This is a genomic window from Sphingomonas sanguinis, from assembly GCF_019297835.1.
Taxonomy (GTDB): Bacteria; Pseudomonadota; Alphaproteobacteria; order Sphingomonadales; family Sphingomonadaceae; genus Sphingomonas; species Sphingomonas sanguinis_D.
Genome location: NZ_CP079203.1, coordinates 3,983,100 through 4,009,779 on the forward strand (window position 1 = coordinate 3,983,100; position 26,680 = coordinate 4,009,779).

At 66.3% G+C, this 26,680-nt stretch carries 24 protein-coding genes; 7 read left to right on the top strand and 17 right to left on the bottom strand.

The features are described 5' to 3' along the window. Positions 1 to 116: 116 nt before the first annotated feature. Positions 117 to 1,178: an SDR family oxidoreductase gene (locus KV697_RS18390; protein ID WP_219019410.1), complete on the bottom strand. Its 1,062-nt coding sequence runs from the start codon at positions 1,176 to 1,178 to the stop codon at positions 117 to 119. Positions 1,179 to 1,266: 88 nt separating this feature from the next. On the opposite strand from KV697_RS18390, the gene KV697_RS18395 reads away from it, so the two are divergent. Both KV697_RS18395 and KV697_RS18400 read left to right on the top strand, forming a co-directional pair. Next, positions 1,267 to 1,647, top strand: a complete 381-nt coding sequence (locus KV697_RS18395) for a winged helix-turn-helix transcriptional regulator (protein WP_219019411.1) — start codon at positions 1,267 to 1,269, stop codon at positions 1,645 to 1,647. Between the two features lie 45 nt (positions 1,648 to 1,692). Next, the gene (locus KV697_RS18400) at positions 1,693 to 1,965 is read left to right on the top strand and encodes a hypothetical protein (protein WP_219019412.1); all 273 of its coding nucleotides are present in this window, start codon (positions 1,693 to 1,695) and stop codon (positions 1,963 to 1,965) included. Between the two features lie 177 nt (positions 1,966 to 2,142). On the opposite strand, the gene KV697_RS18405 is transcribed toward KV697_RS18400, so the two are convergent. The 7 genes from KV697_RS18405 to KV697_RS18435 all read right to left on the bottom strand — a co-directional run bounded on the left by KV697_RS18405 (position 2,143) and on the right by KV697_RS18435 (position 11,928). Further along, positions 2,143 to 2,976 carry an ATP-binding protein gene (locus KV697_RS18405; protein WP_219019413.1) on the bottom strand — a complete coding sequence of 278 codons (834 nt, stop codon included), beginning with the start codon at positions 2,974 to 2,976 and terminating at the stop codon, positions 2,143 to 2,145. Beyond that, entirely contained in the window at positions 2,973 to 5,387 is a 2,415-nt protein-coding gene (locus KV697_RS18410) for a PAS domain S-box protein (protein ID WP_257575439.1), read from the bottom strand. The genes KV697_RS18405 and KV697_RS18410 overlap by 4 nt, the downstream gene beginning before the upstream one ends. Positions 5,388 to 5,522: 135 nt before the next feature. Beyond that, on the bottom strand, positions 5,523 to 6,179 hold the full coding sequence (locus tag KV697_RS18415) for an OmpA family protein (protein ID WP_219019415.1): 657 nt from the start codon (positions 6,177 to 6,179) through the stop codon (positions 5,523 to 5,525). Next, positions 6,176 to 8,011, bottom strand: a complete 1,836-nt coding sequence (locus KV697_RS18420; RefSeq protein WP_219019416.1) for a cation:proton antiporter — start codon at positions 8,009 to 8,011, stop codon at positions 6,176 to 6,178. The genes KV697_RS18415 and KV697_RS18420 overlap by 4 nt, the downstream gene beginning before the upstream one ends. An 82-nt stretch (positions 8,012 to 8,093) precedes the next feature. Next, positions 8,094 to 8,486 (bottom strand): DUF4267 domain-containing protein, encoded by a 393-nt coding sequence (locus tag KV697_RS18425; RefSeq protein ID WP_219019417.1) that lies wholly within the window; start codon positions 8,484 to 8,486, stop codon positions 8,094 to 8,096. A 54-nt stretch (positions 8,487 to 8,540) separates the two neighbouring features. Further along, on the bottom strand, positions 8,541 to 9,170 hold the full coding sequence (locus tag KV697_RS18430) for a LysE family translocator (protein ID WP_219019418.1): 630 nt from the start codon (positions 9,168 to 9,170) through the stop codon (positions 8,541 to 8,543). A 172-nt stretch (positions 9,171 to 9,342) separates the two neighbouring features. Further along, on the bottom strand, positions 9,343 to 11,928 hold the full coding sequence (locus KV697_RS18435) for a TonB-dependent receptor (RefSeq protein ID WP_219019419.1): 2,586 nt from the start codon (positions 11,926 to 11,928) through the stop codon (positions 9,343 to 9,345). A 526-nt stretch (positions 11,929 to 12,454) separates the two neighbouring features. On the opposite strand from KV697_RS18435, the gene KV697_RS18440 reads away from it, so the two are divergent. Further along, positions 12,455 to 13,420 (top strand): ferritin-like domain-containing protein, encoded by a 966-nt coding sequence (locus tag KV697_RS18440; RefSeq protein ID WP_219019420.1) that lies wholly within the window; start codon positions 12,455 to 12,457, stop codon positions 13,418 to 13,420. A 47-nt stretch (positions 13,421 to 13,467) separates the two neighbouring features. Continuing rightward, the gene (locus KV697_RS18445; RefSeq protein WP_219019421.1) at positions 13,468 to 14,463 is read left to right on the top strand and encodes a ferritin-like domain-containing protein; all 996 of its coding nucleotides are present in this window, start codon (positions 13,468 to 13,470) and stop codon (positions 14,461 to 14,463) included. Between the two features lie 43 nt (positions 14,464 to 14,506). Here the strand turns inward: KV697_RS18445 and KV697_RS18450 are convergent, their stop codons facing one another. The 3 genes from KV697_RS18450 to KV697_RS18460 all read right to left on the bottom strand — a co-directional run bounded on the left by KV697_RS18450 (position 14,507) and on the right by KV697_RS18460 (position 15,439). Beyond that, positions 14,507 to 14,875: a DUF4440 domain-containing protein gene (locus KV697_RS18450; protein WP_219019422.1), complete on the bottom strand. Its 369-nt coding sequence runs from the start codon at positions 14,873 to 14,875 to the stop codon at positions 14,507 to 14,509. A gap of 45 nt (positions 14,876 to 14,920) precedes the next feature. Further along, positions 14,921 to 15,085, bottom strand: a complete 165-nt coding sequence (locus KV697_RS18455) for a hypothetical protein (RefSeq protein WP_219019423.1) — start codon at positions 15,083 to 15,085, stop codon at positions 14,921 to 14,923. Between the two features lie 108 nt (positions 15,086 to 15,193). Then, on the bottom strand, positions 15,194 to 15,439 hold the full coding sequence (locus tag KV697_RS18460) for a hypothetical protein (protein WP_219019424.1): 246 nt from the start codon (positions 15,437 to 15,439) through the stop codon (positions 15,194 to 15,196). 91 nt (positions 15,440 to 15,530) lie between these two features. On the opposite strand from KV697_RS18460, the gene KV697_RS18465 reads away from it, so the two are divergent. Further along, entirely contained in the window at positions 15,531 to 15,887 is a 357-nt protein-coding gene (locus KV697_RS18465; RefSeq protein WP_306822663.1) for a hypothetical protein, read from the top strand. Between the two features lie 43 nt (positions 15,888 to 15,930). Here the strand turns inward: KV697_RS18465 and KV697_RS18470 are convergent, their stop codons facing one another. The 5 genes from KV697_RS18470 to KV697_RS18490 form a co-directional block, all read right to left on the bottom strand. Continuing rightward, positions 15,931 to 17,361, bottom strand: a complete 1,431-nt coding sequence (locus KV697_RS18470) for an efflux transporter outer membrane subunit (RefSeq protein ID WP_219019425.1) — start codon at positions 17,359 to 17,361, stop codon at positions 15,931 to 15,933. After that, positions 17,354 to 18,529 carry an efflux RND transporter periplasmic adaptor subunit gene (locus KV697_RS18475; protein WP_219019426.1) on the bottom strand — a complete coding sequence of 392 codons (1,176 nt, stop codon included), beginning with the start codon at positions 18,527 to 18,529 and terminating at the stop codon, positions 17,354 to 17,356. The genes KV697_RS18470 and KV697_RS18475 overlap by 8 nt, the downstream gene beginning before the upstream one ends. Beyond that, on the bottom strand, positions 18,522 to 21,743 hold the full coding sequence (locus KV697_RS18480; RefSeq protein ID WP_219019427.1) for an efflux RND transporter permease subunit: 3,222 nt from the start codon (positions 21,741 to 21,743) through the stop codon (positions 18,522 to 18,524). The genes KV697_RS18475 and KV697_RS18480 overlap by 8 nt, the downstream gene beginning before the upstream one ends. 133 nt (positions 21,744 to 21,876) lie before the next feature. Next, entirely contained in the window at positions 21,877 to 23,163 is a 1,287-nt protein-coding gene (locus KV697_RS18485; RefSeq protein WP_219019428.1) for a sensor histidine kinase, read from the bottom strand. 55 nt (positions 23,164 to 23,218) lie between these two features. Continuing rightward, entirely contained in the window at positions 23,219 to 23,890 is a 672-nt protein-coding gene (locus KV697_RS18490) for a response regulator transcription factor (protein WP_219019429.1), read from the bottom strand. 158 nt (positions 23,891 to 24,048) lie between these two features. On the opposite strand from KV697_RS18490, the gene KV697_RS18495 reads away from it, so the two are divergent. Further along, a complete protein-coding gene (locus tag KV697_RS18495) occupies positions 24,049 to 24,294 on the top strand; it encodes a hypothetical protein (protein ID WP_219019430.1) in 246 nt (81 codons plus the stop codon). A gap of 140 nt (positions 24,295 to 24,434) precedes the next feature. Beyond that, complete coding sequence (locus tag KV697_RS18500; protein ID WP_219019431.1) at positions 24,435 to 25,682, top strand: MFS transporter; 1,248 nt, start codon at positions 24,435 to 24,437, stop codon at positions 25,680 to 25,682. Here the strand turns inward: KV697_RS18500 and KV697_RS18505 are convergent. Then, entirely contained in the window at positions 25,643 to 26,653 is a 1,011-nt protein-coding gene (locus KV697_RS18505) for a LacI family DNA-binding transcriptional regulator (protein WP_219019432.1), read from the bottom strand. The two genes, KV697_RS18500 and KV697_RS18505, sit on opposite strands and share 40 nt — an antisense overlap. Positions 26,654 to 26,680: the final 27 nt, after the last annotated feature.

Below are 26,680 nucleotides of genomic sequence, written 5' to 3' on the forward strand. Positions count from 1 at the left end.
AAAATTTTTTGCCCGGTTCCGCATCGGCCGGTCGAGCGCTTCGTGACGTCACTCTCAAGCATTGAGGACCTGCCATTCGCTGAGCGAAGCTCTCGATACCGAGGGATGCCATATTATTACGGGATCAGGCGATCCGCGCGCAGCCGCTCGAACAGCGTGAAGAACGCGTCGTCGGTCGGTTGATAGCCGGTAAAGCCCAGCCGCCTGCTCTTGGACATGTCGGTCACGACCTCGATCGGGCGGCCCAGGTCGGCGTCGGTATGCCAGGGCGAGGCAAGGCGGCCGAGATCGGGTTCGGCCAGCCCCTCACGCGTGGCGATCCGACGCCAAAGCTCGGCATCGTCCGCCATCTGCTGCTCCAGCAGTCGCACCGTGCCGTCGAACGGCACCGCTTCGACGCCGAACCAGTCGGCGATGCGGCCCCACATCCATTGCCACCGGAAGACGTCGCCATTGACGACGTTGAACGCCTCGTCATGCGCCGCCTCGGTCTCCGCCGCCCAGAGGAGATGGCGCGCGAGCTGCCGCGCATCGGTCATGTCGGTCAGCCCGGACCATTGCGCGGCCGATCCGGGGAAGGTGAAGGGCCGACCCGTCTCGCGGCACAAGGTCGCATAGACCGCCAGCGTCGTGCCCATATTCATCGCGTTGCCGACCGCCAGCCCGATCACCGTATGCGGGCGGTGCACGCTCCAGCTGAAGCCGTCGCGCTGGGCTGCGGCGAACACCTCGTCTTCCTGCGCATAATAGAAATTCTCGACGTCCAGCCGCCCCTGTTCCTCGCGGAACGGCGTCTGCGGCAGCGTGCCTTTGCCATAGGCCTCGAATGGCCCGAGATAATGTTTGAGGCCGGTGACCAGCGCGACATGACGCGGGGCGGTGGGTCTGGGCAGTCCGTCGAGCAGGTTGCGGACCATTGCAGCGTTGACGCGGATATTCTCCGCCTCGCTGTCCTGACGCAGCCAGGTGGTGATGAACACCGCATCGGGGTTCACGTCGCGCAGTGCCGATGCGGTCGCTTTGCGGTCCTGAAGATCGGCGGCGACTGGCTGCACGCCCTCCTGCGGGGTCGGTCGGCGGGCGAGGCCATGGACCGTCCAGCCCTGCTCCACCAGCAGCGCCGCCGTCGCGCTGCCGACGATCCCGCTCGCGCCCACCACCAATGCCGTCTTCGCCATAAAGCCTCCTTTATCAGGGACTTTAGCTAGGGGCGGGTGGACAGCGGTTCCAGACGGCACCATCTGGTGCCCAGGCCGGGAGATGATGATGCAGCCGGGAACGCCGGATGAAGAATGGCGCGAGGATTGCGCCCCGCGCCGCGTGCTGGAACTGTTCGCGACCAAATGGACCAGCATGGTGCTGCACACGCTGCACGCCCGTCACGGCGGCATCGCGCGAACAGGCGTGCTCCAGCGCAGCCTGCCGGGCATCTCGCAGAAGATGCTGACCCAGACGCTCCGCGACATGGAGGGCAGCGGGCTGATCACCCGGCATGTCCAGAGCACCATGCCGCCGATGGTCGAATACCGGCTGAGCGATCTGGGCCGACGCTTTGTCGAGCCGGTCGAGCTGCTTTACGGCTGGGGTCGCGACAATGCCGATGCGCTCGACCGTCTGGTGCCACGCCCGCGTTCGCGGCGGGCATAGCGGCCGACTTGCCACGGGTCGGGATCGGGGCCAGTTTGCGGGGTGATGGAGAAAGCAGAGAAATCCGACGACTATGCACGCGGACGGCGCGACGGCCTGAGGCTGGCGCTGTCGATCCTGGAGGCGGAGGAGGCCAAGTGGGAGGCGCTGCTCGGCGAAAGCCCATCCTGGCGCACCAATGCGACGCGCTCGATCCGGCACAAGGCCTATAAGGTCGCGCGCAAGCGGGTGCAGACCGCGCTCAACCGGTTGCTTCCCAAGGGCGAAACCGCCCTGCCGGTCGAGATCGCGACGATGATCGAGCGGGTCGGGCTATGAGGGCGGGAATATAGAGTTTGATCCACCTGACCTGAACGAGTGTCCTACCACCCCGGCGGAGGTCAGGGGCCAGTTGGGGGTACGGTTGTGACGCTCCAGCGTGCTCCATCAATAAAGCCTTTGCAACTGGACCCCGGCCTCCGCCGGGGTGGTGCTGCAGATTGGCTGGATCAGATTCTAGGCCGACAGCATCTCGCCGACGCGGCGTTCCAGTTCCAGCACGTTGAACGGCTTGGTCAGCACCTCCATGCCCTCGTCCAGATGGCCCGCGCCGACGGCGGCGTTGGCGGCATAGCCGGTGACGAACAATATCTTGAGGGCAGGGCGGACCGCGCGGCCCGCATCGGCGACCTGACGGCCGTTCAACCCGCCGGGCAGGCCGACATCGGTGACGAGCAGGTCGATCCGCTCGTCCGATTGCAGCATCTGCACCCCCATCGGGCCGTTATTGGCCGTCAGCACATGGTATCCGGCGTCGCGCAGCACTTCCGCGACCAGATCTCGGATGGCGTTTTCGTCCTCGACCAGCAGGACCGCCTGCCCCTCATGTGCGCGGTGCCGGGCGGCGGAGGCTTCGTTCGGGTCCGCCAGTTCCGGCTCGCCGGGCAGCCGGGGGAGGTAGAGGCGCATCGTGGTGCCCGCGCCGACCTCCGAATAGATGCGGACCTGCCCGCCCGACTGGCGGACGAAACCATAGATCATCGACAGGCCCAGCCCGGTGCCTTCGCCGATCGGCTTGGTGGTGAAGAACGGGTCGAAGACGCGCTCCATCACCTCGGGCGTCATGCCGGTGCCGGTGTCGGTGACGCACAGCGAGACATAGTCGCCCGCGGGCAGATCCTGCGCCGCCGCCGCGCGCGCGTCGAGCGTCTTGTTGGCGGCCTCGATCACCAGCTTGCCGCCCTCCGGCATCGCGTCGCGCGCGTTGATGCACAGGTTCAGCAGCGCGCTCTCCAGCTGCGGCGCATCGACCAGGATCGGCCACAGACCGGCTGCGGAGGCGAATGTCACATCGATGGCCGGGGGCCGATGGTGCGGACGATGATGTCCTCCATGCCCGCGATCAGGCGATCGACATCGGTGGGCTTGGGTGCCAGCGTCTGCCGCCGCGAGAAGGCGAGCAGGCGCTGGGTCAGCGCGGCGGCCCGATGCGCGCCGTTCTGCGCCATGGTGATATAGCGGTCGAGCTGGTCATACTGACCCTTGGCGATCCGCATGGCGAGCAGTTCGAGGCCGCCCGTCACCGCCGTCAGCAGGTTGTTGAAGTCATGCGCCAGCCCGCCGGTCAGCTGGCCGACCGCCTCCATCTTCTGGGCCTGGCGAAGCTGTTCCTCGGCCTGCGCCAGCGCCAGCGCCTGTTCCTTCTGCGCCGTCACGTCGCGGCCGGTCGCATAGGTCATGTCGCCCGCCGGTGCGGCATTCCAGGAAATCCAGCGGATCGAGCCGTCCTTGTGGCGATAGCGGTTCTGTACCTTCGGCCTGCCGCCGTTCGCGGCCAGTTCATAGGCGTGGATCGTATCGTCGTGATCCTCGGTCACGATAAAGTCGTTGACGTGACGGCCGACCAATTCCGCCTGGTCATAGCCGAGCAGCGTCGTCCAGGCCGGATTGACCCGCCGGATGACGCCGTGGAAATCGATCACCAGCATCAGGTCGGGCGAGGTATCCCACATCCGGTCGCGCTCGGCGGTGCGTTCGGCGACCTCGTCTTCCAGGGTCTCGTTCATCCGCTGAAGCGCTACCTCCGCGCGCTTGCGCTCGGTGATGTCGATCGACGAGCCGACCAGCCCGACGACATGGCCCGCCGCATCGCGGAACGGCGCCTTGGTCGACAGCCATGTCGCATGGGTGCCGTCGGAGAAGCTGACCTGTTCCTCCAGCGCCTCGGTCCGGCCCTCGGTCATCACGCGCCGGTCATTGGCCATGACGATTTCCGCCTGGCCCCTGTCGTCCAGGAACTCCAGATCGGTGCGCCCGATGATCGCCTCGATCGGCTTGCCGACCAGATCCACCGTGCCGCGATTGGCGGCGAGCATCCGGCCGGTGCTGTCCTTGGCATAGACGACGCCCGGCACCGCCTCCATCACGGCGGCGAGCAACGCATTGGCGTGGCGCAGCGCATCCTCGGCCGCGCGCCGATCGGCGATGTCGATGACCGAGCCGATATAGCCTAGAAACTCGCCGTCCGGCCCGAAACGGGGGGAGGCGGCATCGATCGCCCAGCCATAGGACCCGTCCGCGCGGCGCAGGCGATAGTCGATGCGGAAGGAGGTATGCGTCGTATTGGCCTGGGCGAAGATGTGCTCCGCCTCCGCCCGGTCGTCGGGATGGGTGGCGTCCAGCCAGCCATGGCCCAGCGCCTCTTCGCGCGTCTGTCCGGTATATTCGTACCAGCGCCGGTTGAGATAGGTGCAGACGCCGTCCGCATCGGTAACCCACATCATGACCGGCGCATGATCCGCCATGTTGCGGAACCGGTCCTCGCTGTCGACCAGCTCGACGCGGGCGCGGGCGAGTTCGGCGGCGCGGGCGCGGTCCTCCGTCTCGTTGTGGCCGATCTTCAGATAGCCGATGATCCGGTCGTCGCCGTCCCGGATGGGATGGGTCGTGCCGTTGAGCAGCACCAGCCCGCCGTCGGGCTTGCGATGCCAGCGAACATCCGGGGCACAGCCTTCCCAGCCGGCCCGTTCCACCTCCCGTGCTGGCACGCCGTCGAGGCGGTCCTGCTCCACGAAAATCTCGTCGATCGGACGGCCGATTGCTTCCGCGACGGTCCAGTCGAAGATCGCCTGGGCACCGGCCGACCAGCTGGTGATGCGCCGATTGGTGTCGGTGGCGATGATCGCATAGTCGCGCGCGCTGTCGAGGATCAGGCGCATCCGCTCCTCACCGACGCGCAGTGCCTCGTTCTGCCGGTCGAGCTCCTGCACGGTGCGGCGCAGGTCGAGCTGCGCCATCACCTGCCGTGCGAGCACCCGAAGCGTTTCCTGCTGGACTTCGGTGAACGCACGCGGGCGATAGTCGAGGACGCACAGCGTGCCAATCGCCAGCCCGTTCCCGGTCTTCAGCAAGGCACCCGCATAGGCACGGATATGCGGCGTGCCCGTAACCAGCGGATTGCAGGCGAACCGCGCATCCTCGCGCAGGTCCGGGACGATCAGGAAATCCTCCTCCAGTAGCGCATGGGCGCAGAAGGAGCTATGCAGTGGCGTCTCGCGCACGCCCAGGCCGACTTCAGCCTTGAAGAACTGGCGTCCCTGACCGACCAGGTTCACCACAGCGATCGGCGTGTCGCACAGCTTGGCGGTCAGCGCAGCCAGCTCGTCGAAACTCGGCTCGCGCGGCGTGTCCATCACGTCGTAGCGATCCAGGGCCGCCAGCCGAAGACCCTCGCACGTGTCGCTGTCGTTACGGTTCGTCAATGATCCGGCCCTGGCGTCGAGGTGATGAGGGAATAACGGATGACCGACTTGTGACGCCTGCGCAACTGTAAGGGAGAAGGAAGCCATTGGCGCCGTCTCCCCCTGTCCTCCCCTTGCCGGGGAGGAATAACGGCGTCAGCGTGGCGTCGGCGAGGGGGCGGGGGTTTCGACTGTGGCATCCGCTGCTTCGGCCGGACGCGACGCGGGCAGGTCCACCTTGATCTCCACCCGCCGATTCCTGTCGCGGCCTGCGGGATCGTCCGTCCCGTCGAGTTTCCGGTTCGGCACGACGGGGCTGGCCTCGCCCATGGCGATGACGGTGATGCGATCCGGCGCGGTGCCGTTCTTGACCAGATAGTCGCGGACCGCCTCTGCGCGGTGGCGGGAGGCGAGCAGGTTGGCGGCGTCGGACCCGCTGGAGTCGCTATGGCCCCAGAGCGTGATGGGCCCGCCCAGCTTGTAGGTCGGGTCGGTCAGAAGCGCATCGAGCGACGCCAGGCCCGCCTGATCCGGCTGCGTCCCCTTGGCCGGGAAGGGGATGGTGCGCTCGACCGGTTCCGGCGTCGGGGTAGGGGTAGGCGCGGGTTCGATGTCCGGGCGGATGATCGACTTGGTTTCCGCCGGAGCCTCGGACACGGCATTGTTCCCGATCGCGGTCGCATTGGCGTCGGCGGGGACTTCCGCCGCCTCGTTCGCCGCGTTTCGGCCGCCGGGCTGGCACGCCACCAGACCCACGCCGATCGTCGCCACCACGATGACGCGTGCCGCCCGATATGTCCGCTTCGATGTCATGCGATGGCCTCCCCGTTCTGGAATAATTGTCTGCCCTCCGCATCCGCGTGGCGCGACGGGCCATAGGACACGACGATATCACCATTTTGCGGCATCGGGCGCGCGGCATGGGTGAAGAAGCGGATGCGGCCGTCCTTGCGCAGCACGAAGAGCATGTCGGCCTCGTCGGGCAGCGTCGAGCGCGCGGTGTCGAAATTGAATTGCTCGCTGATCCGCGTCTTGCGGAAGGTCCAGCCCGACGCCTCGCGCCGCAGGATGTCCTCGACGCCGTGCCCGGCGGTGAACATGGCGCGGCCGCGCAACGCCTCGGGCAGGCTGCGATGATCCTCGTCATCGCCGCTGCCGCCCAGCTGGTACACGGAATCGCGGCCGATATGATGGGCGAATTCGTTGCAGACCAGCGCGTTATAGGCCTCGTTCTCGGTCGTCGCGACCATCACCTGAAACTGGCTGAGGTCCAGCCGCTCCTCGGTCGTTTCGGCCAGGATTTCGCCATGATAGGTCTCGATCCCCGCCTGGCGCGGGCTGGCCAGTCTTTGCCAGCTGGTGTCGGCGATCATCACCGGCAGGCCCAGCGACTGGAGCTGGCGCGCGAGCGACAGGCTCCAGGGGGTGCTGCCGATAATCAGCAGACCCTTTTGCGTCGCCCCGGTGACGTTCAGCCAGCGCGCGACGAAGCGGATGCTGAAGCCATGGGCGATGATCGTCGCCACCACGACGGCAAAGGACAGGGTGACGAGGATGTTGCCATTGCCATAGCCGAGCTGGTCGAGCCGCAGCGCGAACAGGCCCGACACCGCCACCGCGACGACGCCGCGCGGCGCGATCCAGGCGACGAGCAGCCGTTCGTTCCAGGGGATCTTGCTGAAGGCCAGCGCGATCAGCACGGTCGCGGGGCGCACCAGGAACAGCAGTGCGACCAGGAAGGCGGCGAAGCGCCATTCGAACAGGCGCAGCACCTCGAAATCGAGCGAGGCGGACAGCAGGACGAACACGCCCGAGATGAGCAGGACGGTCACATTCTCCTTGAACGGATGAATGTCGCGCAGCGAGTCCAGCCGCATATTGGCGACCGCGACGCCCATCACCGTCACCGCGAGCAGCCCGGTTTCCTGCTGGATCAGGTTGGACAGGACGAAGGTGCCGATGACCGCGACGAGCAGCACCGGCGCTTTCAGATATTCGGGCACATGCCCGCGCGGAAAGGCCCAGGCGATCGCGCGCGCCATCGCATAGCCGATCAGCCCCGACACCACCGCCGCCCCCAGCAGGGCGGTGACGACCGACACCAGCGTGCCGCCCTCATCGACGCGGCGCAGATATTCATAGGTGATGACCGCACACAGCGCGCCGAAGGGATCGTTGACAATCGCTTCCCATTTCAGGATCGCGCGGGGCCGCGCGGCGATGTTGCTCTGGCGGAGCAGGGGGATGACCACAGTCGGCCCGGTGACGACCAATATGCCCGCGAAAAGGATCGCCACCGGCCAGACCAGCCCGGCGACATAATAGCAGGCCAGCGACCCCAGCACCCAGCCGAGCGGGATGCCGACCATCATCAGCCGCGTGACTGCACCCTCGGTCTTGCGCAGCTCGCGGAAGTTGAGGCTGAGGCCCCCTTCGAACAGGATCAGGGCGACGGCGACCGAGATCATCGGTTCGAGCAGCTCGCCGAATGTGTGTTCGGGCACGATCAGCCCGGTGATCGGACCGGCGATGACGCCCGCCGCCAGCATCAATGCGATGGCGGGCCATCCCGTCCGCCAGGCGATCCACTGTGCGCCGATACCCAAAATACCGATCAGCGCGAAAACAAGGGCCTGTTGTTCCATAGGGTGATGTAACCGTCATCCCCCGCAAAGGTAACCGGGGTTGTGACATCTCCGGCGTCGATTTTGCCTGTTGCGGCGCGGATCAGGGCGATCGCCGACGTGAAATTCCATGGCTCCACAATGCCATAGCGGCAAAGCAGAACAGGCTGGCCCCATGCAGCATATAATGGACCGCATGTCCCGTTCCCGACCGAAGAAGCAGGACGATGTCGCCCACCGGAATGACGATCGTGGCGGCAAGGATGATCGTCAGCGCCCGAACCTGTCCCGCCGCCGCCAGTCCGAACAGATAGGCCGCCAGCGCCAGATCGCGGAAACCCACCGCCCGGAGATAGACGATCGTGGCGGGATCATGCCCCTGCACCCCGTAGATTTCTGCGCCCAGGTCAGGCCGTGCGACGAACAACAGGCCCAGCAGCAGGAACACGGCCGACAGGGATAGGGTCGAAATGGTGAAGAGGCATGTGCGGGACATAGACCGCCTGGCTTTTTGTCATCGGGATTGGCTGGAGCGGCGCGGTCCGTTCGATCAGGCCGGTTTGGTCCGGAGCAGCAACAGGCCGAAGCCGATGAAGATTGTGCCCGTGACCCGATCGAATATGCGTCGCAGCGAAGGCCGGGCGAGATGACCCGCGAGCGATCGGCCACCCAGCGCATAAACCGCGTACCAGAAGCTTTCGATCACGGCGAAGGTGGCGACCAGGATGGCGAATTGCGGGGCCTGCGGTCGCGACGGATCCACGAATTGCGGCAGGAAGGCCGCCGCGAACAGAATGAGCTTGGGGTTGCTCGCCCCAATCGCGAAGCCGCCCCGGAAGATGGCGAAGGCGGACCGGCGCGGCGGCAGGCGGGGGGCCGTATCGTCGGCGGCGGACGGGCTGCTCCGCCATGCCTTGATCCCCAGATAGAAGAGATAGGCGACGCCCAGATAGCGCAGCACCTCGAAGGCACCGGGCAGCGCGAGCAGGAGCGTGGTCAGACCGGCGGCCGACGCGGTGAGGACCACAACCAGAGCAAGGAGGCAGCCCGCCATGGCCGCGACGCTGCGCCGCCAGCCAATCTCCACGCTGCGCGACAGGATGTGGAGCATATTGGGTCCGGGCGTGGCGGCGAGCAGAAAGACCGCCGCCGTAAACAGCCACCAGGTGTGCAACGTCATCGGATTTCCGGATTTGGGTGCCTCAACTCGGATCAGGGTGCACAGCGGATCGATAGCGGTCAATGGAATCGTCCGGCGAGCGCCCGGACAATCCGGTCCTCGGCTTGCCTAAAAAAAAGGCGCGCCCGCCGGGGGAGGGCGGGCGCGCCGGTCATCTCGCTATCGCCCGCCGTCAGAAGCGGGTGCGCACCGAGAAGGAGAAGTTGCGCGAGAAGTAACGGACGTCCTGCGGCAGTTCATAGGTGCCCCAGTAGCTCCGGTTTCCGGCCTGGGTCAGGTTCGATCCCTCCAACGCAACGGTCAGGTTCTTGGTGATGTCGTAGTTGATCGAGGCGTCGAGCCGCTCGATCGGCTGATAGAACTCGTTCTGATACGGGTTCGTCGTGCTCATCCAGCGCTGGTACCGCGACCGCCAGTTATAGGCGACACGGACGTTCAGGCCGCCGCGCTCGAAGAAGCCGGTGACGTTGTAGACATATTTCGAGACCCAGAAATACGGACCATAAGAGAAGGTCATATTGCCGTCGCGGTCGTAATTCGGATAGGCCTGACGCGTGATGTTGAGCGTCCCGTTCACGCTGGCCCCGAACGACTTCAGGACGCCTGGCAGGAAGGTGAAGAAGGTCGTCAGCTGACCTTCGATACCGCGATGCCGCCCCATACCGAGTGCATAGGGGCGCTCGACCAATACGGGGACCGTCGGCGATTCAGGTAGCAATTCCAAAACGCTACGGCGGGCCGCATAGCCCTGCTGGTTCCACTGCCAGACCGCGACGCTGGCCAGGCCCGTGCTGCCGAAATACCATTCCAGCGACGCGTCATATTTGGTCGTCGTGACCGGACCCAGATTGGCGTTGCCGCCTCGCCCCGTCGGCCGCGACGAATTCTGCAAATCCAGATAGACCTGCGGATTGAGGTCGCCGACGCCGGGACGTCCGACGTCATGCGTGTAGGCCATGCGCAGCTGCAGCTTGGGCGTGAAATGCACGATCGCGTTGACGTTGGGCAGCAGGTCGAGCGAATTTCCCTTTGCCGAAACGATGGTGTCCTTCCGCACGAACACGGTTTCGCCATTGATCGTTTGACGGCTTTCGGTCCGGTTGAGCGCGCTTAGCGACCGGATCAGATTGACCGCGCGGATGCCGACCTCGCCTTCGATCGGGAACAGCAGCTTCACATTGTAATGCGCCAGGGCGTAAGCGGCGACGGAAGACTCCGGCCCGGAGAAAGCCCTGAACGGATTATATTGGGGGTAATAGGTTTGGGTGAAATTCTCGTCGTCGGCATAGAGCGGCGCGATGCGATTGATGATCGACATCCATTGGTCACGGATCGTCTGCGCATCGCCGATCAGCCAGTTGAGGTTCGCGCCCGCAGCCGACCCCGGAAAGCGGTTGCCGATTTCCTGTAACTCGTAACCCGACACCGACGAAATCGGCAGGCGCAGGCCGCCATAGCCGCGATCACCATATTTGCCTTCGAGCCGACGCTTCGTGAAACGCAGGCCGGTCTTGAAATAGTCGATGAAGTTGGCGAACGTATTCAGGCGAAGATCGGTCTTCAGTTCGATCTCGTCGCTGAATTCGTTCGACCGCGCCTGATTGAAGCCGTCGATATAGGTATAGTTCTTCGGATCCATCAGGTCGACGCCGGTGAACTTGATGTTCAGACCGCCCTTCGGGTCGTTGGGATCGTTGAAGACGATGTCATAGCCTGGCTGCTGCGCGAAGCGAATCCAGTGGAAGATATTGTCCCAGTTCTTCTCCGACCGCTGATAGTTGGCCGTCGCGGTCAGCACGGCGCGCTCGGTCGTGTAATTCATCTGGAAACGGCCGTTGAAATTGGACGTTTCGTTCCGTCGCGACTGGCGCCCCGGCCCCTGCGGATCGATTGACGTTGCCTTCAGCGCGGTGACGAGGCGACCGTCCTGGCTCATGACCAGGTCATAGAGGCGCGGGGGCGGCGCCTGGCTTCCGGAATAGTTGAGCGGAATGACGTAGTTGCTGTCCTCCCACAGCGACCGCTCGTGACCATAGCCACCCTCCAGCACGAACGACAGATTTTCGTTCGGCTTCCACTGCGTCGAGGCCTGGAACGCGGCGCGGCGCGCCTTGCCCTGCGAGCCGTCGATGCCGACGTTGCTGGGGATATAGATGTTGGTGGGCGTGGTCGAGGGCGAGACGTTCTGGCGGCTGTCCCAGATCCAGGATGGCGGGCCGACCCAGCGATTCGATTCGCGATAGTTGATGTCGTTGAAGGTTCCGTTGACCATGAACCCCATCTGGCCGATGTCGGTGTTCGCGTTGTAGACGACCAGCGCGCTGAGGTACGGGTTCACCCGCTTCACCTGATCGGCATAATCCGCGCGAGCGTTGAACGCGTAGGTGGCGCCTTCCTTGAAATCGGTGGGACGGCGCAGCGTCAGGTTGATGACGCCGGTCTGGCTGCCCTCGACCTGATCGGCCGAGCGGGTCTTGTACACCTCGATACCCGCGACAAGGTCCGACGAAATGTCGTTGAGAGCGGTACTACGGCCGGTCCCCGAGAAGGTCGGCGAGCCGTTGACGGTCGTCATGACGTCTTCGAGGCCACGGATGCGGACCTTGCCGCCCTCGCCACGCTCACGGTCGATCTGGATGCCCGGGACGCGCGCCAGCGCCTCGGAAATGTTTTTGTCTGGCAATTTACCAATGTCTTGGGCCAGCACGACGTCGACGATCTGGGCGGCCTGGCGCTTCGCGGCGCGCGCCGACTTCACGTTTTCGCGAAGTCCAGTGACAACAATGTCACCCGTCAGGCGGCCCGATTCGTTGGAGACCTTGGGGTCGCTGTCTTTAGACTTCTTGTTAGTGCTAACAGACGTCGAATCGCCCTCACCCTGCGATTTGTTGTTCTGCTTCTTGGGCGCCTTACCGGTTAGGACTTCCTGTGCTTTTGCCGTGGCATCTTCGGTCTTTTGCGCCGCAGCAGCCGAAGAACCCAGCACCATGGCTATTGTGGTGGTCGCCGCCCCGGTGGCAAATCCGCGCAACAATGACATGTATTTAACCTCCCCCTCTGATGTCGCCCCCACACGGTTTCTCCGGGTTGGAGGCTAAATGACAATTACATGTTGTCCGACATTTTTAATCTTGTCCAACAATAAAATCTGGTCCAATCATGAAAGCGTCGCGGAAAGTGACATTGGGGGACGACGGCGGCCCAGCCGATCCACACGAGCCAATAGGCCGGTGACGAGAAGAGGCGGGCGGCACGTTTTCGGGATGCATAAGGAGGGGAGAAGGATGATCGAGCAGACCACAAACCCGCACGACGCCGAGCCGGAGGCGCCGCTGAACGGCAGGCGTGCCGCGCTGGCGGCGCTGCTGGGCGGGGCCATGGTCACGTCGATGGCGAAGCCCGCTTCGGCCCAGGTGACGACGTCGCCCGACACGGTGCCATTGCAGTTCGCGCTCAACATCTATTACGTCACGACGAATTTCGTTCGGGTCGTGACCTACGGGGCCAAGGACGGCCCGTTGCCCGCCTATCTGATCCGCGGTGGCGAGACTCTGGACCAGCCGGGCGTGCCGGTGACCGACGGGCAGGGGGTCAAGTTCGCCACCTCCGAACAGACCATCCAATGGCGCATCCGCGAGATGGCGGACGAATTCTGGTGGCGGACCATCATGCTGCGCGAAGTCCTGCGCGCCGACGCCGTCGCCCAGACGAAGATCGACCTGTCGGCGGCCTCTTTCACCGCGATGTTCCGCATGGCCGGGGCGATCGGGCCGAACGACAGTTTCGACCCTTGGGCATCGGCGGCCAACTGCCTGTTGGCGGCGGAAACCCTTTTGACCGTTCAGGCGACCTATCTGGCGGGCTTGCTGCCGACGCTGACCAATGAAAGCGTCATGGCGCAGATTTCGTCACTCTCCGCCGGTTCGGCCAACAGTGCGACCACGATCCGGTACATGATCCGCGAACTGGCGGTGAATCGCCCCGAACTGCTCATCATGGTCGACCGGCTGGCCGCCTGGCGCGACGAAATTGACGGCAGCAGCGTCACCGACAGCGGGCTGAGCCCGATCGCCGCCGCCGATGGCCGCACGACGAGCCGGATGGTCGTGGCCGACGGCAGCGGCCTGTACCGCACGCGCACGCCGCAACAGGCGCTCAACGTGTTCTTCATGAACCGCGGTGCGGTGAAACAGGGCGGGTTCTTCCCGACCGGGATCAAGGGCGGAATCGTCACGAGCGCGGCCAACTGAGCCGGACAAAGAGACAGATTATAGGGGACGGGATCATGGAAACACGAATGATTGAAGGGGGGGCGCCGACACGCCGCCGCTTCCTGCGGCTGGTGGGCGGGGCATCGGCCGTGGCGGGCGGGCTGTCTTTCCTGTCGGCGTGCAAGAGCGATGGCATCGTCGACGCGACGTCGGTACCGGTGCCTGCGGCCAGTTCCGCCTCCGCCGTCGTGCCGCCGGCCTATACGCCGACCGACGCCGATCGCATGAACTTCGCGCTGCAGCTTCACTATTTCCTCGCGGGTTATCTGCATCGCGGGATCGATGGCGGCTCGCTGCCTGCCAATCTGGCCACGGGCACGGGCAAGGCGGGCACCGTGTCGGGCGGGCGGCAGGTGTCGCTGAGCACCCAGACGCTGGAGGCGCTTCGCGAGGTGTCGAGTCAGTTCGACGCGCGCATCGCACTGCTACGCCAGACGCTGGGTCCGGCGGCGACCGCACAGCCCGCGATCAACATCGCCGGTGGTCAGGGAAGCGCCTTTGCCGCCACCGCGCAGCGCGCCAGCGACACAGCGCCCGCCGTCGCTTTCGATCCCTGGGCGTCGGAGACCGATTATATTCTCGGCCTGACCGGCCTGTCGCTGCTCAACACGCAGGCGACCAACGATCTGGCTTGGTATATGGGCGCAAGCTACAAGCCGATGATGGCCGCCCTGGTCTGCGGCGTCGCCGGTGACGATGCGATCGTGCGCAACATCCTGTACGTCGCGGCCAATGTCTTCCGCCAGAACCCCGTCGCGGGGCAGAAGAGCATCTTCGAGCGCGCCGACACCATGGCCAGAGGGCGCGACCAGTTCGACGGTCCGAAGGACAATGACCAAGGCATCGGCGGGAACGACTGGTCCAATGTCAGCGTCGTCGGCTGGGGCGAAATCCCCACGCGCAAGACGCCGGAAATGACGATGGGTATTCTCTACACCTCGGCCGCGTCGGTATCGTCGGGCGGGTTCTTCCCGGCCGGGCTAAACGGCACCATCCATATCAGCGGCGCCAACACCTACTGACCGATCGACGGGCCTGACCTGTGCGTCAGGCCCGTCGTCAATGTCATCCCTCGGTCAAGGGTTGTTTGAGCTTCGGCGTCTGCTGATGCTGCACGACACGCCAGACCTCATGCTCCAGCCGCCGGATGACGGAGGTGCAATGCGCCTCGTACGTCTCGTCGCCCCGGCTGGCCGCGACGTGATAGCCGATGACGATCAATCCCTCCTGCGGGCGCGAAACCTGGCGTTCGGTCAGCTCGGCGCTATCCCAGACGGGCGTGTCGGCCACCGCCGCAATGGCCGACTCGCCGGTCAGGACGAAGGGCGGGTGGGGCAGGACCATCACCACTTCGGCATCGACCTTTTCCCGGTAATTGTCGGGACCCTGGGTCCACAGGCTTTCCTCGAAGCTCCAGAGGCGTTCATCATCCATGGTGGGCACTCCCAATTGTAAACAGCTTGGCGTCGAGCGCCGCGGTCAGGCGAAATCGCCGAGCGTGTCGGCTTCGTCCTGCGCGCGTTCGGTCACGGACTTGTCGTCCGACCGATGCGGCTCCGATCGGATGGACGGAGCCTCCGCCGCGTCATCCTCGCCGGGCCGGTTCAGCTCTGGATCGGGATTCTCGGGAGGGTGATCGGGCATGACGGCTCCACGAACGCGGCCGACGCTTCGTCGCCGGTCATCCGATAGAACGCCGTCCAACGGCATCGGAGCCGTTGAAGAGCCGAGAAATTTCCGATTGGCTGAGCGTCAGCTTTTCGCCGTCACCGGAACCGATGCCCGTGCCGCCGGGGGTGGAGCATGGCCGATGGCCTCTGCATCCTGCCCCAGATGCCGCGTGACGTAGAGGTGGCGCAGGATCAGCGCCAGATCGTCTTCGGTCAGATCGGACGCGGCATCGATCAGCGCGCCCTCGGGCAACGCCTCCACCCATGACGCCAAGCGATTGCAGGCTGCCCCAAGGTCGGGATCGAAGCTGTCGTCAAAAGCGGCCATGCCGTCAGCCTAGTCCTTTCGACGGCGAACCGCAAAGCCGTTCGGAACGACGGAACGCTGTATTCGTCTGACCTTGGTGCTTCCATTCGAAGTGAAAAGCGCGACCGACGTGACGATGCCGAAAGCCCCGCCGCCGACCACCCCCGATGGGCGCTATATCGTCGTGCGGGGGCGGTTGTGGCGCAAGAGCAACCCCGCCTTGGCACCGGACGAACGGCAGGCACTGGTCGACGCCTTGATGCAGGCCCGGCGCATGGTGCGGACGGCGATGGCGCAAGGTGACGCGGCCAGCCTCGGCCGGGCGCGGGCCAAGGTTCAGGCCGCTAAGGTCGCACTGGGCGAACGGGGGCCGGTATGGTGGGACGACGGCACCCCCGATCTCAACCGTCATATGGTCCACAACACCGACTATGCCGAATGGTATGCGACCATGGAGCCTGACCGATGAAGCCATCCGGTCGCGTCCGCAGGCGCGGACCGGATCGGCACCGCTACCGGGCGACGATCGGTGCTCCACCGCCCAGCGCGCGGGCCAGGGCGACGCTGGCCAGCAGGCGTCGGGTTTGAAGCGACAAGGCGCTTTGTTGGTCACGCAACAGGCTCTCCTGCGCGGTCGCGACGTCGAGATAGGTCGCCGCGCCCTTGATGTACCGATCCAGCGCGATCCGGCTGGTGCTGGCGGCGGACGCCACCGCCTGGTCCTGCGCGGCCTGGGCGTCGCCCAGATGACGCAGCGTGGCGAGCGCATCCTCGACGTCCTGGAATGCCCCCAAAGCGTGGGCGCGATAGTCGGCGGTGGCGGCATCCCAGTCCGCGCGCGCGGCGGCAACATCGGCGCGACGCTTGCCGCCATCGAACAGGTTCAGGATCGCGCCGGGTCCGATCGCCCAGAAGAGATTGGGCGCCGCGACCAGCCCCGCCAGTGCGGTGCTCTGAAAGCCGCCCGTTCCCCCCAGCGTGATCTGCGGAAAAAATGCCGCCCTGGCGACGCCGATCCGGGCATTGGCCGCCGCCATGCGCCGCTCCGCCGCCGCGACGTCGGGCCGCCTGGCGAGCAGGGTCGAGGGGACACCGACCGGGATCGCGGGCAGGGCGAGCGGGGTGTCGCGTCGTGGAATGGAGAAGGTCGACGCCGGTTGCCCGACCAGGCTGGCAATCGCATGTTCGGTCACGGCGCGCTCGGCCTGCACTTCGGCATATTGCGCCCGCGCTTCGCCCAGCAGCACGCCCGCCCGGCCGACATCCATGCCGTTCGCGATGCCGCCGCGAAACCGGTTGCGGGTCAGTGCGTCGGCCTTGGCGAAGGCTTCGATCGTCTGGGCGAGTAGCGCGAGCTGTTGGTCCTGCCCCCGCAACTGCACGAAGTCGCTGGCCAACTGGCCTTGCAGGGCCAGCTTGACCGCCGCCAGATCGTCGCGGCTCGCTTCGGCCAGCGCGCGGCCGGAGGCGACCGAGTTGCGCACGCGCCCCCAAAGGTCGGCCTCATAGGACAGGTCGCCGCCCAGGGTCGCGGCGCTATAGTAATCCGGTTGCGCGCCGCCGCGCAGTGGGCGTTCGTCGGACTGTCTGTTGCGGATCAGGCTGGGCGTCAGCTCGACATGCGGGACTAGCCCCGAGCGTGCGCCCGCCAGGGTGGCGCGGGCCATGTCATACCGGGCCAGCGCCCCCGCCAGCGTCGGATTGTCATGGTCGATCCGCGCCTCCAGCTGGTCCAGCAGCGGATCGCCGAAGCCGGTCCACCAGCCGGACGGGATGGCGGTCGCGGCATCGACCGGTTTCCACACCGGGTCGGCGCCGGTCGGCATCTCCTTGAACGCGGCGGGCGGCGGTATGACCGGGGGACGATAGGCGGGGGCCATCGAACACCCACCGAGAAGCGCCAGCGTCGCCCCGGCGATCCAGCGCGACATACGCTTAGCCATGACGGTTCTGCCCGACGCGGACCAGTTCGCCCTGCGCCAGCGAGTCCGGCGGATTGTCGACGATCTGCGCACCGGGCTTCACGCCCGACAGGATCTGTACGGTCGGGCCATTGTCCTGCCCGATATGGACCTGATGCATCACGACATGGCCGTGTGGGTCGACCGTCGCGACCTGAGCGCCGCCCGCGCCGAACAGGATCGCGCTCGACGGCACCTGCGCCGTCCCCTGCTGTCCGGGCAGATCGAAGCGAGCCTGGGCATAGCCGCCGGGCTTCAACAGGCCATCGGGATTGTCCGCGAGAAGCTGGACACGGAACGCGCCCGACTTGGGATCGATGGCGCTCGACAGGCCCGCGACCGTCGCGGTGAACCGGCGGCCCGGAAAGGCGGGGACGGTCAGCGTGGCGGTCATCCCCGGCCGGATCGTCGCCGACAGCGATTGCGGTACGCTGACATAAACCCGGATCCGATGCGTGTCGGCCACGCCGAACATCGGTGCCTGCGCCGCCGCGCCGGGGCCGACAAGATCGCCCACCTCGGCATTGCGCGCGGTCACGACCCCGGCAAAGGGCGCGCGTATCACGGCATAGCGCTTCATCGCCTCCAGCCGCGACAGGGCGGCGCGCGCCTCGGCGACACCGGCCGTCTTGACCGCCAGATCGCCGTTCTTCTCGTCGACCTCCTGTCTGGATACCGAGGCGGTGGTCAGCAGGTCGCTCCAGCGCGCGGCCGTACTGCGCGCCAGCTTTTCATGCGCGATGGCACTGGCGAGGGCGGCGCGGGCCTGATCGATCTGCTCGTCGAGTTCGGGCGTGTCGATCACGCCCAGCGGCTGTCCTGCCGCCACGCGCGCGCCGATATCCTGCGACCAGCTTCGCACATAGCCGCCGACGCGGGGGAACAGCCGTGCGGCCTCCCACGCCTCCAGCGTGGCGGGCAGGTCGAGCGTCTCGCTCGCCGCGCCGCTCTTGACGGGGACGAGGTGGACGGTCGGGATGGCATTGGCGGTCGACCAGTTGGCTGCCGCCGCCACGTCCTGGGACCGCGTCAGGGCGCCGAACCCGACCACGGCGATCGCCAGCGCGGCGGCGGTCAGTCCGGCGATCTTCAGTCCCTTGGGCGCAGGCGTGTCGGCCGACACAGCGGGGGACGCGGCGGCGTCATGCATGGATGGCTTCTCCGATGGGCATGGTATTTTTGGGGGAGGGCGCCTTCTCGCGGCGATGCGCGATGGCGAAGACGACAGGTACGAAGACGAGGGTGGCGAGCGTCGCGCAGAGCAGGCCGCCGATGACCGCACGGCCGAGCGGCGCATTCTGCTCGCCGCCTTCGCCCAGGCCCAGCGCCATGGGGGCCATGCCGATCATCATCGACAGCGCGGTCATCAGCACCGGGCGGAAGCGGGTGGCGCCCGCCTCCATCGCCGCCTGGATCGCGTTGCCACACTCCGCCAGCCGTTCGCGCGCGAAGCTGACCACCAGCACGCTGTTGGCGGTGGCGACGCCCATGCACATGATCGCGCCGGTAAGGGCTGGCACGCTGAGCGGCGTGTGGGTCGCGAAAAGCATCCACACGATCCCCGCCAGCGCGGCGGGCAGGGCCGACACGATCACCAGCGGATCGATCCAGCTCTGGAAGTTCACGACGATCAGCAGATAGATCAGGACGACCGCCCCGGCGAGCCCCAGGATCAGGCCGGTGAAGGCGGTGTTCATCGTCTCCACCTGGCCGCGCATCGCGACGGTCGCGCCCTTGGGCAGTTGTCCTTTGGTTTCGGCCAGCACCTTGTCGATGTCGGCGGCGACGGCGCCCAGATCGCGGCCCTGCGGCGTGGCATAGACGTCGAACACCGGCTGCACCGCATAGTGGGAGACGAGCGCCGGGCTGGGCTCGCGGTGCAGCGTGCTGAGCGCGCGCAGCATCTGGACATGGCCCGGCGTGCTGCCGCTGATCGGCATGTTGTCGAGCTGTTCGACGGTGCTGGCGCGATATTGCGGAGTCTGGAGAACGATCGGATAGGACACGCCGTTCTTGGGGTTCAACCAGAAGGTCGGCGCGATCTGCGCGCTGCCCGCCAGATTGACGGTCAGGCTGCGCGTCACGTCATTCTCGGTGATTCCTAAGCGGCTGGCCTGCGCGCGGTCCACGTCGACCGCATATTCGGGATAGTTGGACGCCTGTTGCAGGCGGACATCGGCCAGCCCCGGAATGCGCGACAGCCGGGCGATCAGCGTTCGTGCATAGGCTTCGTTCCCCTTCACGTCCGACCCCGCGACCTGCACGTCGATCGGCGCGGGCGAGCCGAAGTTCAGGATCTGGCTGACGATATCGGCGGGCAGGAAGGCGAAGGACGAACCCGGAAAATCGTGCGGCAATTGTTCGCGCACGGTCTTCACGAACCCGGCGGTGGGCGAATGTCCCTCCTTCAGCGTGACCAGGATGTCGCCGTCCTGCGGGCCGACGCCGCCGGTGTTGGAATAGGCGCGGTTGATGCCGCTGACCGGCAGGCCGATATTGTCGACGATGGTGTCGAGCTGGTCGGGCGGCACGATCTGGCGGATGCGGTTCTCGATATGGTCGAACAGCGCCGCCGTCTCCTCGATCCGGGTGCCGACCGGCGCGCGGACGTGAAGACTGATCTGCCCAGCATCGACCGCGGGGAAGAAGTTGCGGCCCAGCATCGGCACCAGGGCGAACGACGCCAGCACCACGATCATGAAGGCGATGACGAAGGGCCGCCGCCGGGCGAGCGCGAAGGCGAGCAGGCCGGTATAATAGCCACGCACCGCCTCGAACCGCTGTTCGAAGCCGTGCTGGAACCGGCGGAAGGGATTGCGGCTCTCCGGCCGCCCGGCCTGCGCGTCATGGGCGACCATCACCTCGGCGGTGTGCGGCCCCGCATGATCCCGCAGCAGGTAATTGCCCATGGTCGGCACCAGCGTGCGCGACAGGATGAACGAGGCGATCATCGCGAACACCACCGCCATCGCCATCGGCGCGAACAGGAAGCCCGCAACCCCCGGCAGGAAGAACATCGGCAGGAAGGCGATGCAGATGCACAGCAGCGAGACGAAGGCGGGGCCGACGATCTGCCTGGCGCCGTCCAGGATCGCCTGACGCACCGGCTTACCCTGTTCCAGGTGCCAGATGATATTCTCGATCGTGACGGTGGCGTCGTCGACCAGGATGCCGACCGCCAGCGCCAGCCCGCCCAGCGTCATGATGTTCAGAGTCTGCCCCGCCACCGACAGCCCGGCGATGGCGGCCAGGATGGCGAGCGGGATCGAGGCGGCGATGATGACGGTCGAACGCCACGAACCGAGGAACAGCAGGATCATCAGGCTGGTCAGCACGGCGGCGATCACGCCCTCGCGCATCACGCCCGACACCGCCGCCTTCACGAACACCGACTGGTCGGATAGCAGCTTGACGTTCAGCCCCGGTGGCAGCGTCGCCTCCAGCTTCGGCATCAGCGCCTTGACCTGATCGACGATCGCGATGGTCGAGGCCGAACCGCTCTTCAGCACCGTCATCAGGACCGAGCGCGCGCCGTCGACGCGGACCTCGTTGCGCTGCGGCGGCGATCCGTCGCGGACATGCGCCACGTCGCGCATCAGCACGGTCGTCCCGTCCACCGTCTTGATCGGCAGGTCGTTCAGGTCGTCGATGACGCTGGGGCTGTTGTTCAGTCGGACATTATATTCATAGGCGCCGATCTTGGCGGTGCCCGACGGGATGATCTGGTTCTGCTGGGCCAGCGCATTGGCGACGTCGGTCGCGGACAGGCCATGCGCCTGGAGCGCGGCGGGATCGAGGTCGATCTGGACCTGCCGTTCCTTGCCGCCATAGGGCGAGGGGATGGCCGCGCCCTGCACCGAGGCGAGCGCCGGGCGGATCATGTTCTGGCCCAGGTCGTAGATCTTCTGCTCGGACAGTCCTTTGCCCGACAGCGCGAGCTGCAGGATCGGCACGGTCGAGGCGTTGTAGTTCAGGATCAGCGGCGGGGTGATGCCCGGCGGCATCTGCTTCAGCACGGTCTGCGAGGCGGCGGTCACCTGTGCGGTGGCGGTGCGGATGTCGACGCCGGGGCGGAAGAAGATTTTGACGATGCCGACGCCCTGCAGCGACTGGCTCTCGATATGGTCGATATCGCCGACCGTCGCCGACAGCGAGCGCTCGTAATAATAGATGACGCGACCCGACATGTCGTTGGCGGGCAGGCCCTTATAGGTCCACACCGCCGCGATCACGGGAATACGGATGTCGGGAAAGATGTCGGTCGGCGTCTCGACCGCCGCGATGCCGCCGCCCAGCACGATCAGGATCGCGAGAACGACGAAGGTATAGGGCTTGGCTAGGGCGAGCTTGACGAGCTGAAGCATGGGCGTCCCGGTGACCGTCAGGGAAAGGCGGCGTCGGCGACGGCGCGGGGATCAAGGGGGTGGGGAACCCGCAGCGCGTCGTCGACGGGGGCGTCATCGCGCCATTCGGGATCGCAGGCGACTTAAATGAATTTCACGCCGGGCGGGGCAGCGAGATCCGCACGCACAGGCCGGGTTCCGCATCGGACAGTTCCAGGCGAAAGCCGTGCAGGTGCAGGATCGCGACGACGAGGCTGAGGCCCAGGCCGCTGCCCGCAATGTCCTGCACCCCCTGTCCCCGGTGGAAGCGGCGCAGGACGGCATCGCGTTCCTCCGCGGCGATGCCGGGGCCGTCATCATGCACTTCGATGGCCCGCCCGCGCGCGTCCTCGGTCAGGGCGATCGCGACGCGGCCGCCGGGACGACCGAACTTGATGGCATTGTCGAGCAGGTTGCTCAGCGCCTCGAACAACAGCTTGTCGTCGCCTTCGACCGACCACGGCCGGGCGACCACCGACAGCGTGATCTCGCGGTCCTCGGCCAGCGGTTCGTACAGCTCGGCCACCTGCGCGACGAGGATGCCCAGGTCGATCCTCCGAAACCCGGCGCGCCGCCGCCCCGCCTCCAGCTCGGAGATGCGGAGCAGGGCGGCGAACCGCTCCAGCACCTGATCGAGATCGGCGGTCGCCTGGCGAATGCCCGCCTTCACCTCGGCCGCGTCGTGCGGCCGGTGATGGAGGGCGTTCAGGGTGGCGCGGACGCGGGTGAGGGGGGTGCGCAGGTCATGGGCGATGGCGTCGGTCGCGCCCTTGACCTGGGCGACGACGCGGCCGACCTCCTCGACCGTCGCGTTCACCGTCGTCGCGAACTGGTCGAGTTCGTCATGACGGCCCGCGATCGGCATCCGAACCGAAAAGTCGCCCGCCGCGATCTCGCGGCTGGCCCGTTGCAGCGCCTGCACCCGGCGCAGCGGCGCCCGGCTGAACCCGATCGCCGCCGTCGCGACGCAGGCCAGGGTCAACAGGCCGCTGACGATCAACGTCTCCAATATGGTGAGCCGCAGGTCGCGCAACAGGCTGATGTCGCGTCCGACCAGCAGGGTTTCACCCTCGCGGGTGCGCAGCGCGATCAGGCGAAAGGGGCCGCGTGCGCCATCCTCGACATCGACCGGCTGGCCGGGGGGCAGGGGGCGCAGCAGGCGGACATTGCCGACGACCAGCGTGCCGTCCGCCGCGATCAGCGACATATAGTTGAAACCGGCCCGGTCCCGCCGCAGCTCGTACCGGACGCGGTCGGGCAGCTGGTCGGTCGGGACCTGCAACAGGCGCTGTGCCGAGGCATGGAGGATGCGGTCGCTGCGCGCGGTCAGGTCACGCGCGGTCGCGACATAGACGACGCCCAGCATCGCGATCAGCCCGATGACGAACACCGCCCCCAGCATGGCGGAGAGGCGGAACGTGCTAATCCGGATGATGTCGCGCCAGCGCAGCGGCTCGTCAGCCTTCGAAGAGATATCCCTCTCCCTTCACCGTCACGATCGGCGACGGTCGGCCCGGTCGGTCGATCTTCTTGCGCAGCCGGGCGATATGGACGCTGATGAGATTGGCGCCCGGATCGAAATAATAGCCCCAGACCCGCTCGAAGATGATCCGCCGGGTCATGACCTCCCCCTGGTTGCGCATCAGGAATTCGAGCAGGCGGAACTCCATGTGCAGCAGCCGGACCGGCTCGCCCTCCACCTTGACCGTGCGGCGGACCAGATCGCACTCGATCCCGCCGCCGCGCAGCACGACCGCCTCGGCCTGTTCGCGCCGCCGGAGCAGCACCTCGACCCGCATCGCCATTTCGGCGAAGTCGAACGGCTTGGTCAGATAGTCGTCGCCGCCCGCGCGCAGCCCCGCGATCCGCTCGTCGACATCGCTGAGCGCGCTCAGCATCAGCACGGGGATGGTGATATGCCGCTCGCGAAGCCGCGCGACCAGGGTCAGGCCGTCCAGTCCCGGCAGCATCCGGTCGAGCGTGATCGCATCGAAGGCCTCGCGCGTGGCCAGGTCCAGCCCGGTATCGCCATCGGCGGCCCGGCGCGCCTCATGTCCGTGCCGCTCCAACTCGGCGATGATCGCCGCGGCGGTCGCGTCGTCGTCTTCGATGACCAGAATGGCTGCCATGGCGTCGGCATAGCCTCAGATTCCCATGGCGGCCAAGGCGCATCGCCGCAGGTTAAATTCATTTAAGTCGGCAAGCGCGGCCATTTGGGGCGACAGAAGAACCGTCTCACCGACTCGGATCAAAGGGTTTTCGAATGCGCCGCCCCGGTTTCTGGAAAATGGCCCTCCCGCTCGGCCTGATCGCCGCCCCCGCTTTGGCCGCGCAGGGCCAGCGCGACATGAGCAACGACTGTTTCGACGTGGCCGCTCCGATGGCCGATGCGACGCCCTGCTACCAACCCGGCCGTCACACCCATGAGCACCATGCGCATCACGAGCGTATCGCGGCCAAGACGGACTCGGGACAGGTCGATGCCGCCAGCAACCGTGCGGTCGGCGGCATGCAACGGAATTTGACCAAATAGCGGGTCCCGGATTCGAGGGAGGCCAGTGCCAGATCAACCTCACCCGGCATGCAGGTTCCGGCTGATCTGGAACGGCCCATTGTCTAAACACACGCTATCGTGGCTGGCGAAGCTGCCCCTCGCGCTGATAGCGTCGAGCCATGAGCCACCCCATATCCTCCGGCGCCACGCATGACCACATCGCGGCGAGATTGTTCCGACTTTCTCTCGGAGTCTTCTTCATCGGTGGTTTCGTGGCATCGTCGGTCAGCCTGCTGGTTCCCCGGCTGCGGTTGGCTTGGGGGCTGAATTATTCGGAGGCCGGGGCGATCCAATTCGCTTCCTTCTCCAGCTATCTCCTGTTCGCCGCGCCGGTGGCGGCTTTCGTTGCCCGGCGCGGATATATGCGGGCGAATGGCGTCGGCCTTGCCGTCATGGCGATCGGCTGCGTGTTGCTGATCGCGGGTCTGGGCGGGCGGCAATATTCGGGCGTGCTGATGTCGCTGACCTGTATCGCGACCGGTGCGACCTTTCTGCAGATTGCGGGCAACAATGTGATGACGGTCGTCGGCGATCCCCGGCGGGCGGCGGTGCGGATGAATCTGCTCCAGGGTTTCAACTCGTTGGGTACGGTGGTCGGGCCGCTGATCGGAGCGTCGACCTTGATCGCGACCGCGCCCGGCGGGCGAACGGGTTCGAGCCTGCCCGCGCTGTCCTTCGGCTTTGCGGCATTCGTGCTGGCCGTTCTGGCCTTTGCCTTTCTGCGGAACAGGAACCTGTTGTCCGGGCTCGGCCCGGATGCCGGGGCCAGCCTGAGCGATGGATGGCGGTCGGCGCTTCGCGATCGACGGCTTCAGGGCGGTGCCATGGCCATCTTCGCCTATGTCGGGGCCGAGGTGACGATCGGCGCCTTGCTGACAGACTATCTGATGACGTCGCATGCGGGGGCGTGGCAACCCGTCGTCGCGGCGCGGTCGGTAGCCCTTTACTGGGGCGGGGCGATGGTCGGGCGGTTCGCCGGAGCCGCCCTGCTTCGGCATATATCCCCGGCACGCTTGCTCGCCTGGGCGGCGGCGAGCGCCGTGGGTCTGGTGCTGATCGCGATGATGGGACATGGCTGGTTGGCGGCGGGGGCGCTGCTGTCGGTCGGCCTGTTCAACTCGATCATGTATCCGACGATCTACGTCATTGCGCTCCCCCCGCAGGCCGACCGTGCGCCGGTCGGGGGAATGGTTCTCTGCATTGCCGTGGTGGGGGGTGCCATCATCCCGCTGCTCACCGGGCTATTGGCCGATCGCTTCGGCCTCATCCCGGCCTTGCTTCTGCCGGGCCTGTGCTACCTTCCGGTCTTGGCGTTCGCACTGCGCCATCACGCGCCGAAGGAGCTTGCCCTGACCATCAGTTCATAGGGAAGTTCGATCGAGGACCCCGCGCCATCGGGACCGTCGCTGCGTTCCGCGAGCAGGCTGACGGCCGCCGCCGCCATCTCGCTATTGGGTTGTCGGATCGTCGTCAGCTGTGGCCAGGCCATGCGGGCCAGCTGGGCATCGTCGAACCCCGCAATGGCCAGTTTCTGGGGTACGGCGATCTGTGCCCGCATCGCCGCCACCAGCACGCCCAGCGCCATCTCGTCGTTGCTCGCGAAGATGGCGCTGGGTGGGCGCGCGCCCTGAAGCAGAGCCTCGGCCGCGACGATGCCGGAGCGGAAGGTGAAGTCGCCCTGAAAAACCTGGCGCTCGTCGAGCGTCATATCGGCGGCTTTCAAGGCGTCCTGAAAGCCGAGCCAACGGCGATGGGCGGAATGATGGGTGGGATTGCCCTTGATGAAGGCGATGTCGCGGTGGCCGAGCCGGATCAGATGCTCGGTCATGGTGCGTGCCGCCGCGCGGTCGTCGATCCTGACATGGGGGGTGCGATCGACATCGCTACCCGGCGCGATCCGGACCAGGGGTACACCATGCCGCTCGAAAATGGCGATCAGTTCCTCGCAATCGCAGATCGGCGGCGTCAGGATCGCGCCGCCCAGTTTCAACCCGACAAGGCTTTCCTCCAGCCGTGCCTGCCAATCCGGCAGGTGGAGCGCCACGGTTTCGATGACGACGTGGCGGCCCAGCGATCGCGCGCGGTCGAGCGCACCGAGCAGCACGTCATTGGCATAGCTGCAGGCCGGATCGTCGAAGAACAGGCCGATCAGAAAGGAGCGCGCGCTCGACAGGCTGCGGGCAAAGGCGTTGGGCTGGTAGTTCATCTCCGCCACGACGCGCGCCACGGCGTCGCGTACGGCCGGGCGGACATGCGCTTCACCGTTGATGACGCGGGAAACGGTCTTGGGAGAAACGCCGGCCTGTCGGGCCACGTCCTTGATAGTGAGCGCCTTCATGAAACATCCGGTCGAAAGACAAAGAGC

What these genes read in the sequence shown, in the direction of transcription:
- KV697_RS18475 (WP_219019426.1), bottom strand. Translation starts at nt 18,529, where the DNA reads ATGCATGACGCCGCCGCGTCCCCCGCTGTGTCGGCCGACACGCCTGCG.
- KV697_RS18495 (WP_219019430.1), top strand. Translation starts at nt 24,049, where the DNA reads ATGGCCCTCCCGCTCGGCCTGATCGCCGCCCCCGCTTTGGCCGCGCAG.
- KV697_RS18455 (WP_219019423.1), bottom strand. Translation starts at nt 15,085, where the DNA reads ATGCCCGATCACCCTCCCGAGAATCCCGATCCAGAGCTGAACCGGCCC.
- KV697_RS18425 (WP_219019417.1), bottom strand. Translation starts at nt 8,486, where the DNA reads ATGTCCCGCACATGCCTCTTCACCATTTCGACCCTATCCCTGTCGGCC.
- KV697_RS18390 (WP_219019410.1), bottom strand. Translation starts at nt 1,178, where the DNA reads ATGGCGAAGACGGCATTGGTGGTGGGCGCGAGCGGGATCGTCGGCAGC.
- KV697_RS18480 (WP_219019427.1), bottom strand. Translation starts at nt 21,743, where the DNA reads ATGCTTCAGCTCGTCAAGCTCGCCCTAGCCAAGCCCTATACCTTCGTC.
- KV697_RS18485 (WP_219019428.1), bottom strand. Translation starts at nt 23,163, where the DNA reads ATGCTGGGGGCGGTGTTCGTCATCGGGCTGATCGCGATGCTGGGCGTC.
- KV697_RS18500 (WP_219019431.1), top strand. Translation starts at nt 24,435, where the DNA reads ATGAGCCACCCCATATCCTCCGGCGCCACGCATGACCACATCGCGGCG.
- KV697_RS18415 (WP_219019415.1), bottom strand. Translation starts at nt 6,179, where the DNA reads ATGACATCGAAGCGGACATATCGGGCGGCACGCGTCATCGTGGTGGCG.
- KV697_RS18490 (WP_219019429.1), bottom strand. Translation starts at nt 23,890, where the DNA reads ATGGCAGCCATTCTGGTCATCGAAGACGACGACGCGACCGCCGCGGCG.
- KV697_RS18445 (WP_219019421.1), top strand. Translation starts at nt 13,468, where the DNA reads ATGATTGAAGGGGGGGCGCCGACACGCCGCCGCTTCCTGCGGCTGGTG.
- KV697_RS18420 (WP_219019416.1), bottom strand. Translation starts at nt 8,011, where the DNA reads ATGGAACAACAGGCCCTTGTTTTCGCGCTGATCGGTATTTTGGGTATC.
- KV697_RS18440 (WP_219019420.1), top strand. Translation starts at nt 12,455, where the DNA reads ATGATCGAGCAGACCACAAACCCGCACGACGCCGAGCCGGAGGCGCCG.
- KV697_RS18470 (WP_219019425.1), bottom strand. Translation starts at nt 17,361, where the DNA reads ATGGCTAAGCGTATGTCGCGCTGGATCGCCGGGGCGACGCTGGCGCTT.
- KV697_RS18430 (WP_219019418.1), bottom strand. Translation starts at nt 9,170, where the DNA reads ATGACGTTGCACACCTGGTGGCTGTTTACGGCGGCGGTCTTTCTGCTC.
- KV697_RS18400 (WP_219019412.1), top strand. Translation starts at nt 1,693, where the DNA reads ATGGAGAAAGCAGAGAAATCCGACGACTATGCACGCGGACGGCGCGAC.
- KV697_RS18395 (WP_219019411.1), top strand. Translation starts at nt 1,267, where the DNA reads ATGCAGCCGGGAACGCCGGATGAAGAATGGCGCGAGGATTGCGCCCCG.
- KV697_RS18450 (WP_219019422.1), bottom strand. Translation starts at nt 14,875, where the DNA reads ATGGATGATGAACGCCTCTGGAGCTTCGAGGAAAGCCTGTGGACCCAG.
- KV697_RS18505 (WP_219019432.1), bottom strand. Translation starts at nt 26,653, where the DNA reads ATGAAGGCGCTCACTATCAAGGACGTGGCCCGACAGGCCGGCGTTTCT.
- KV697_RS18460 (WP_219019424.1), bottom strand. Translation starts at nt 15,439, where the DNA reads ATGGCCGCTTTTGACGACAGCTTCGATCCCGACCTTGGGGCAGCCTGC.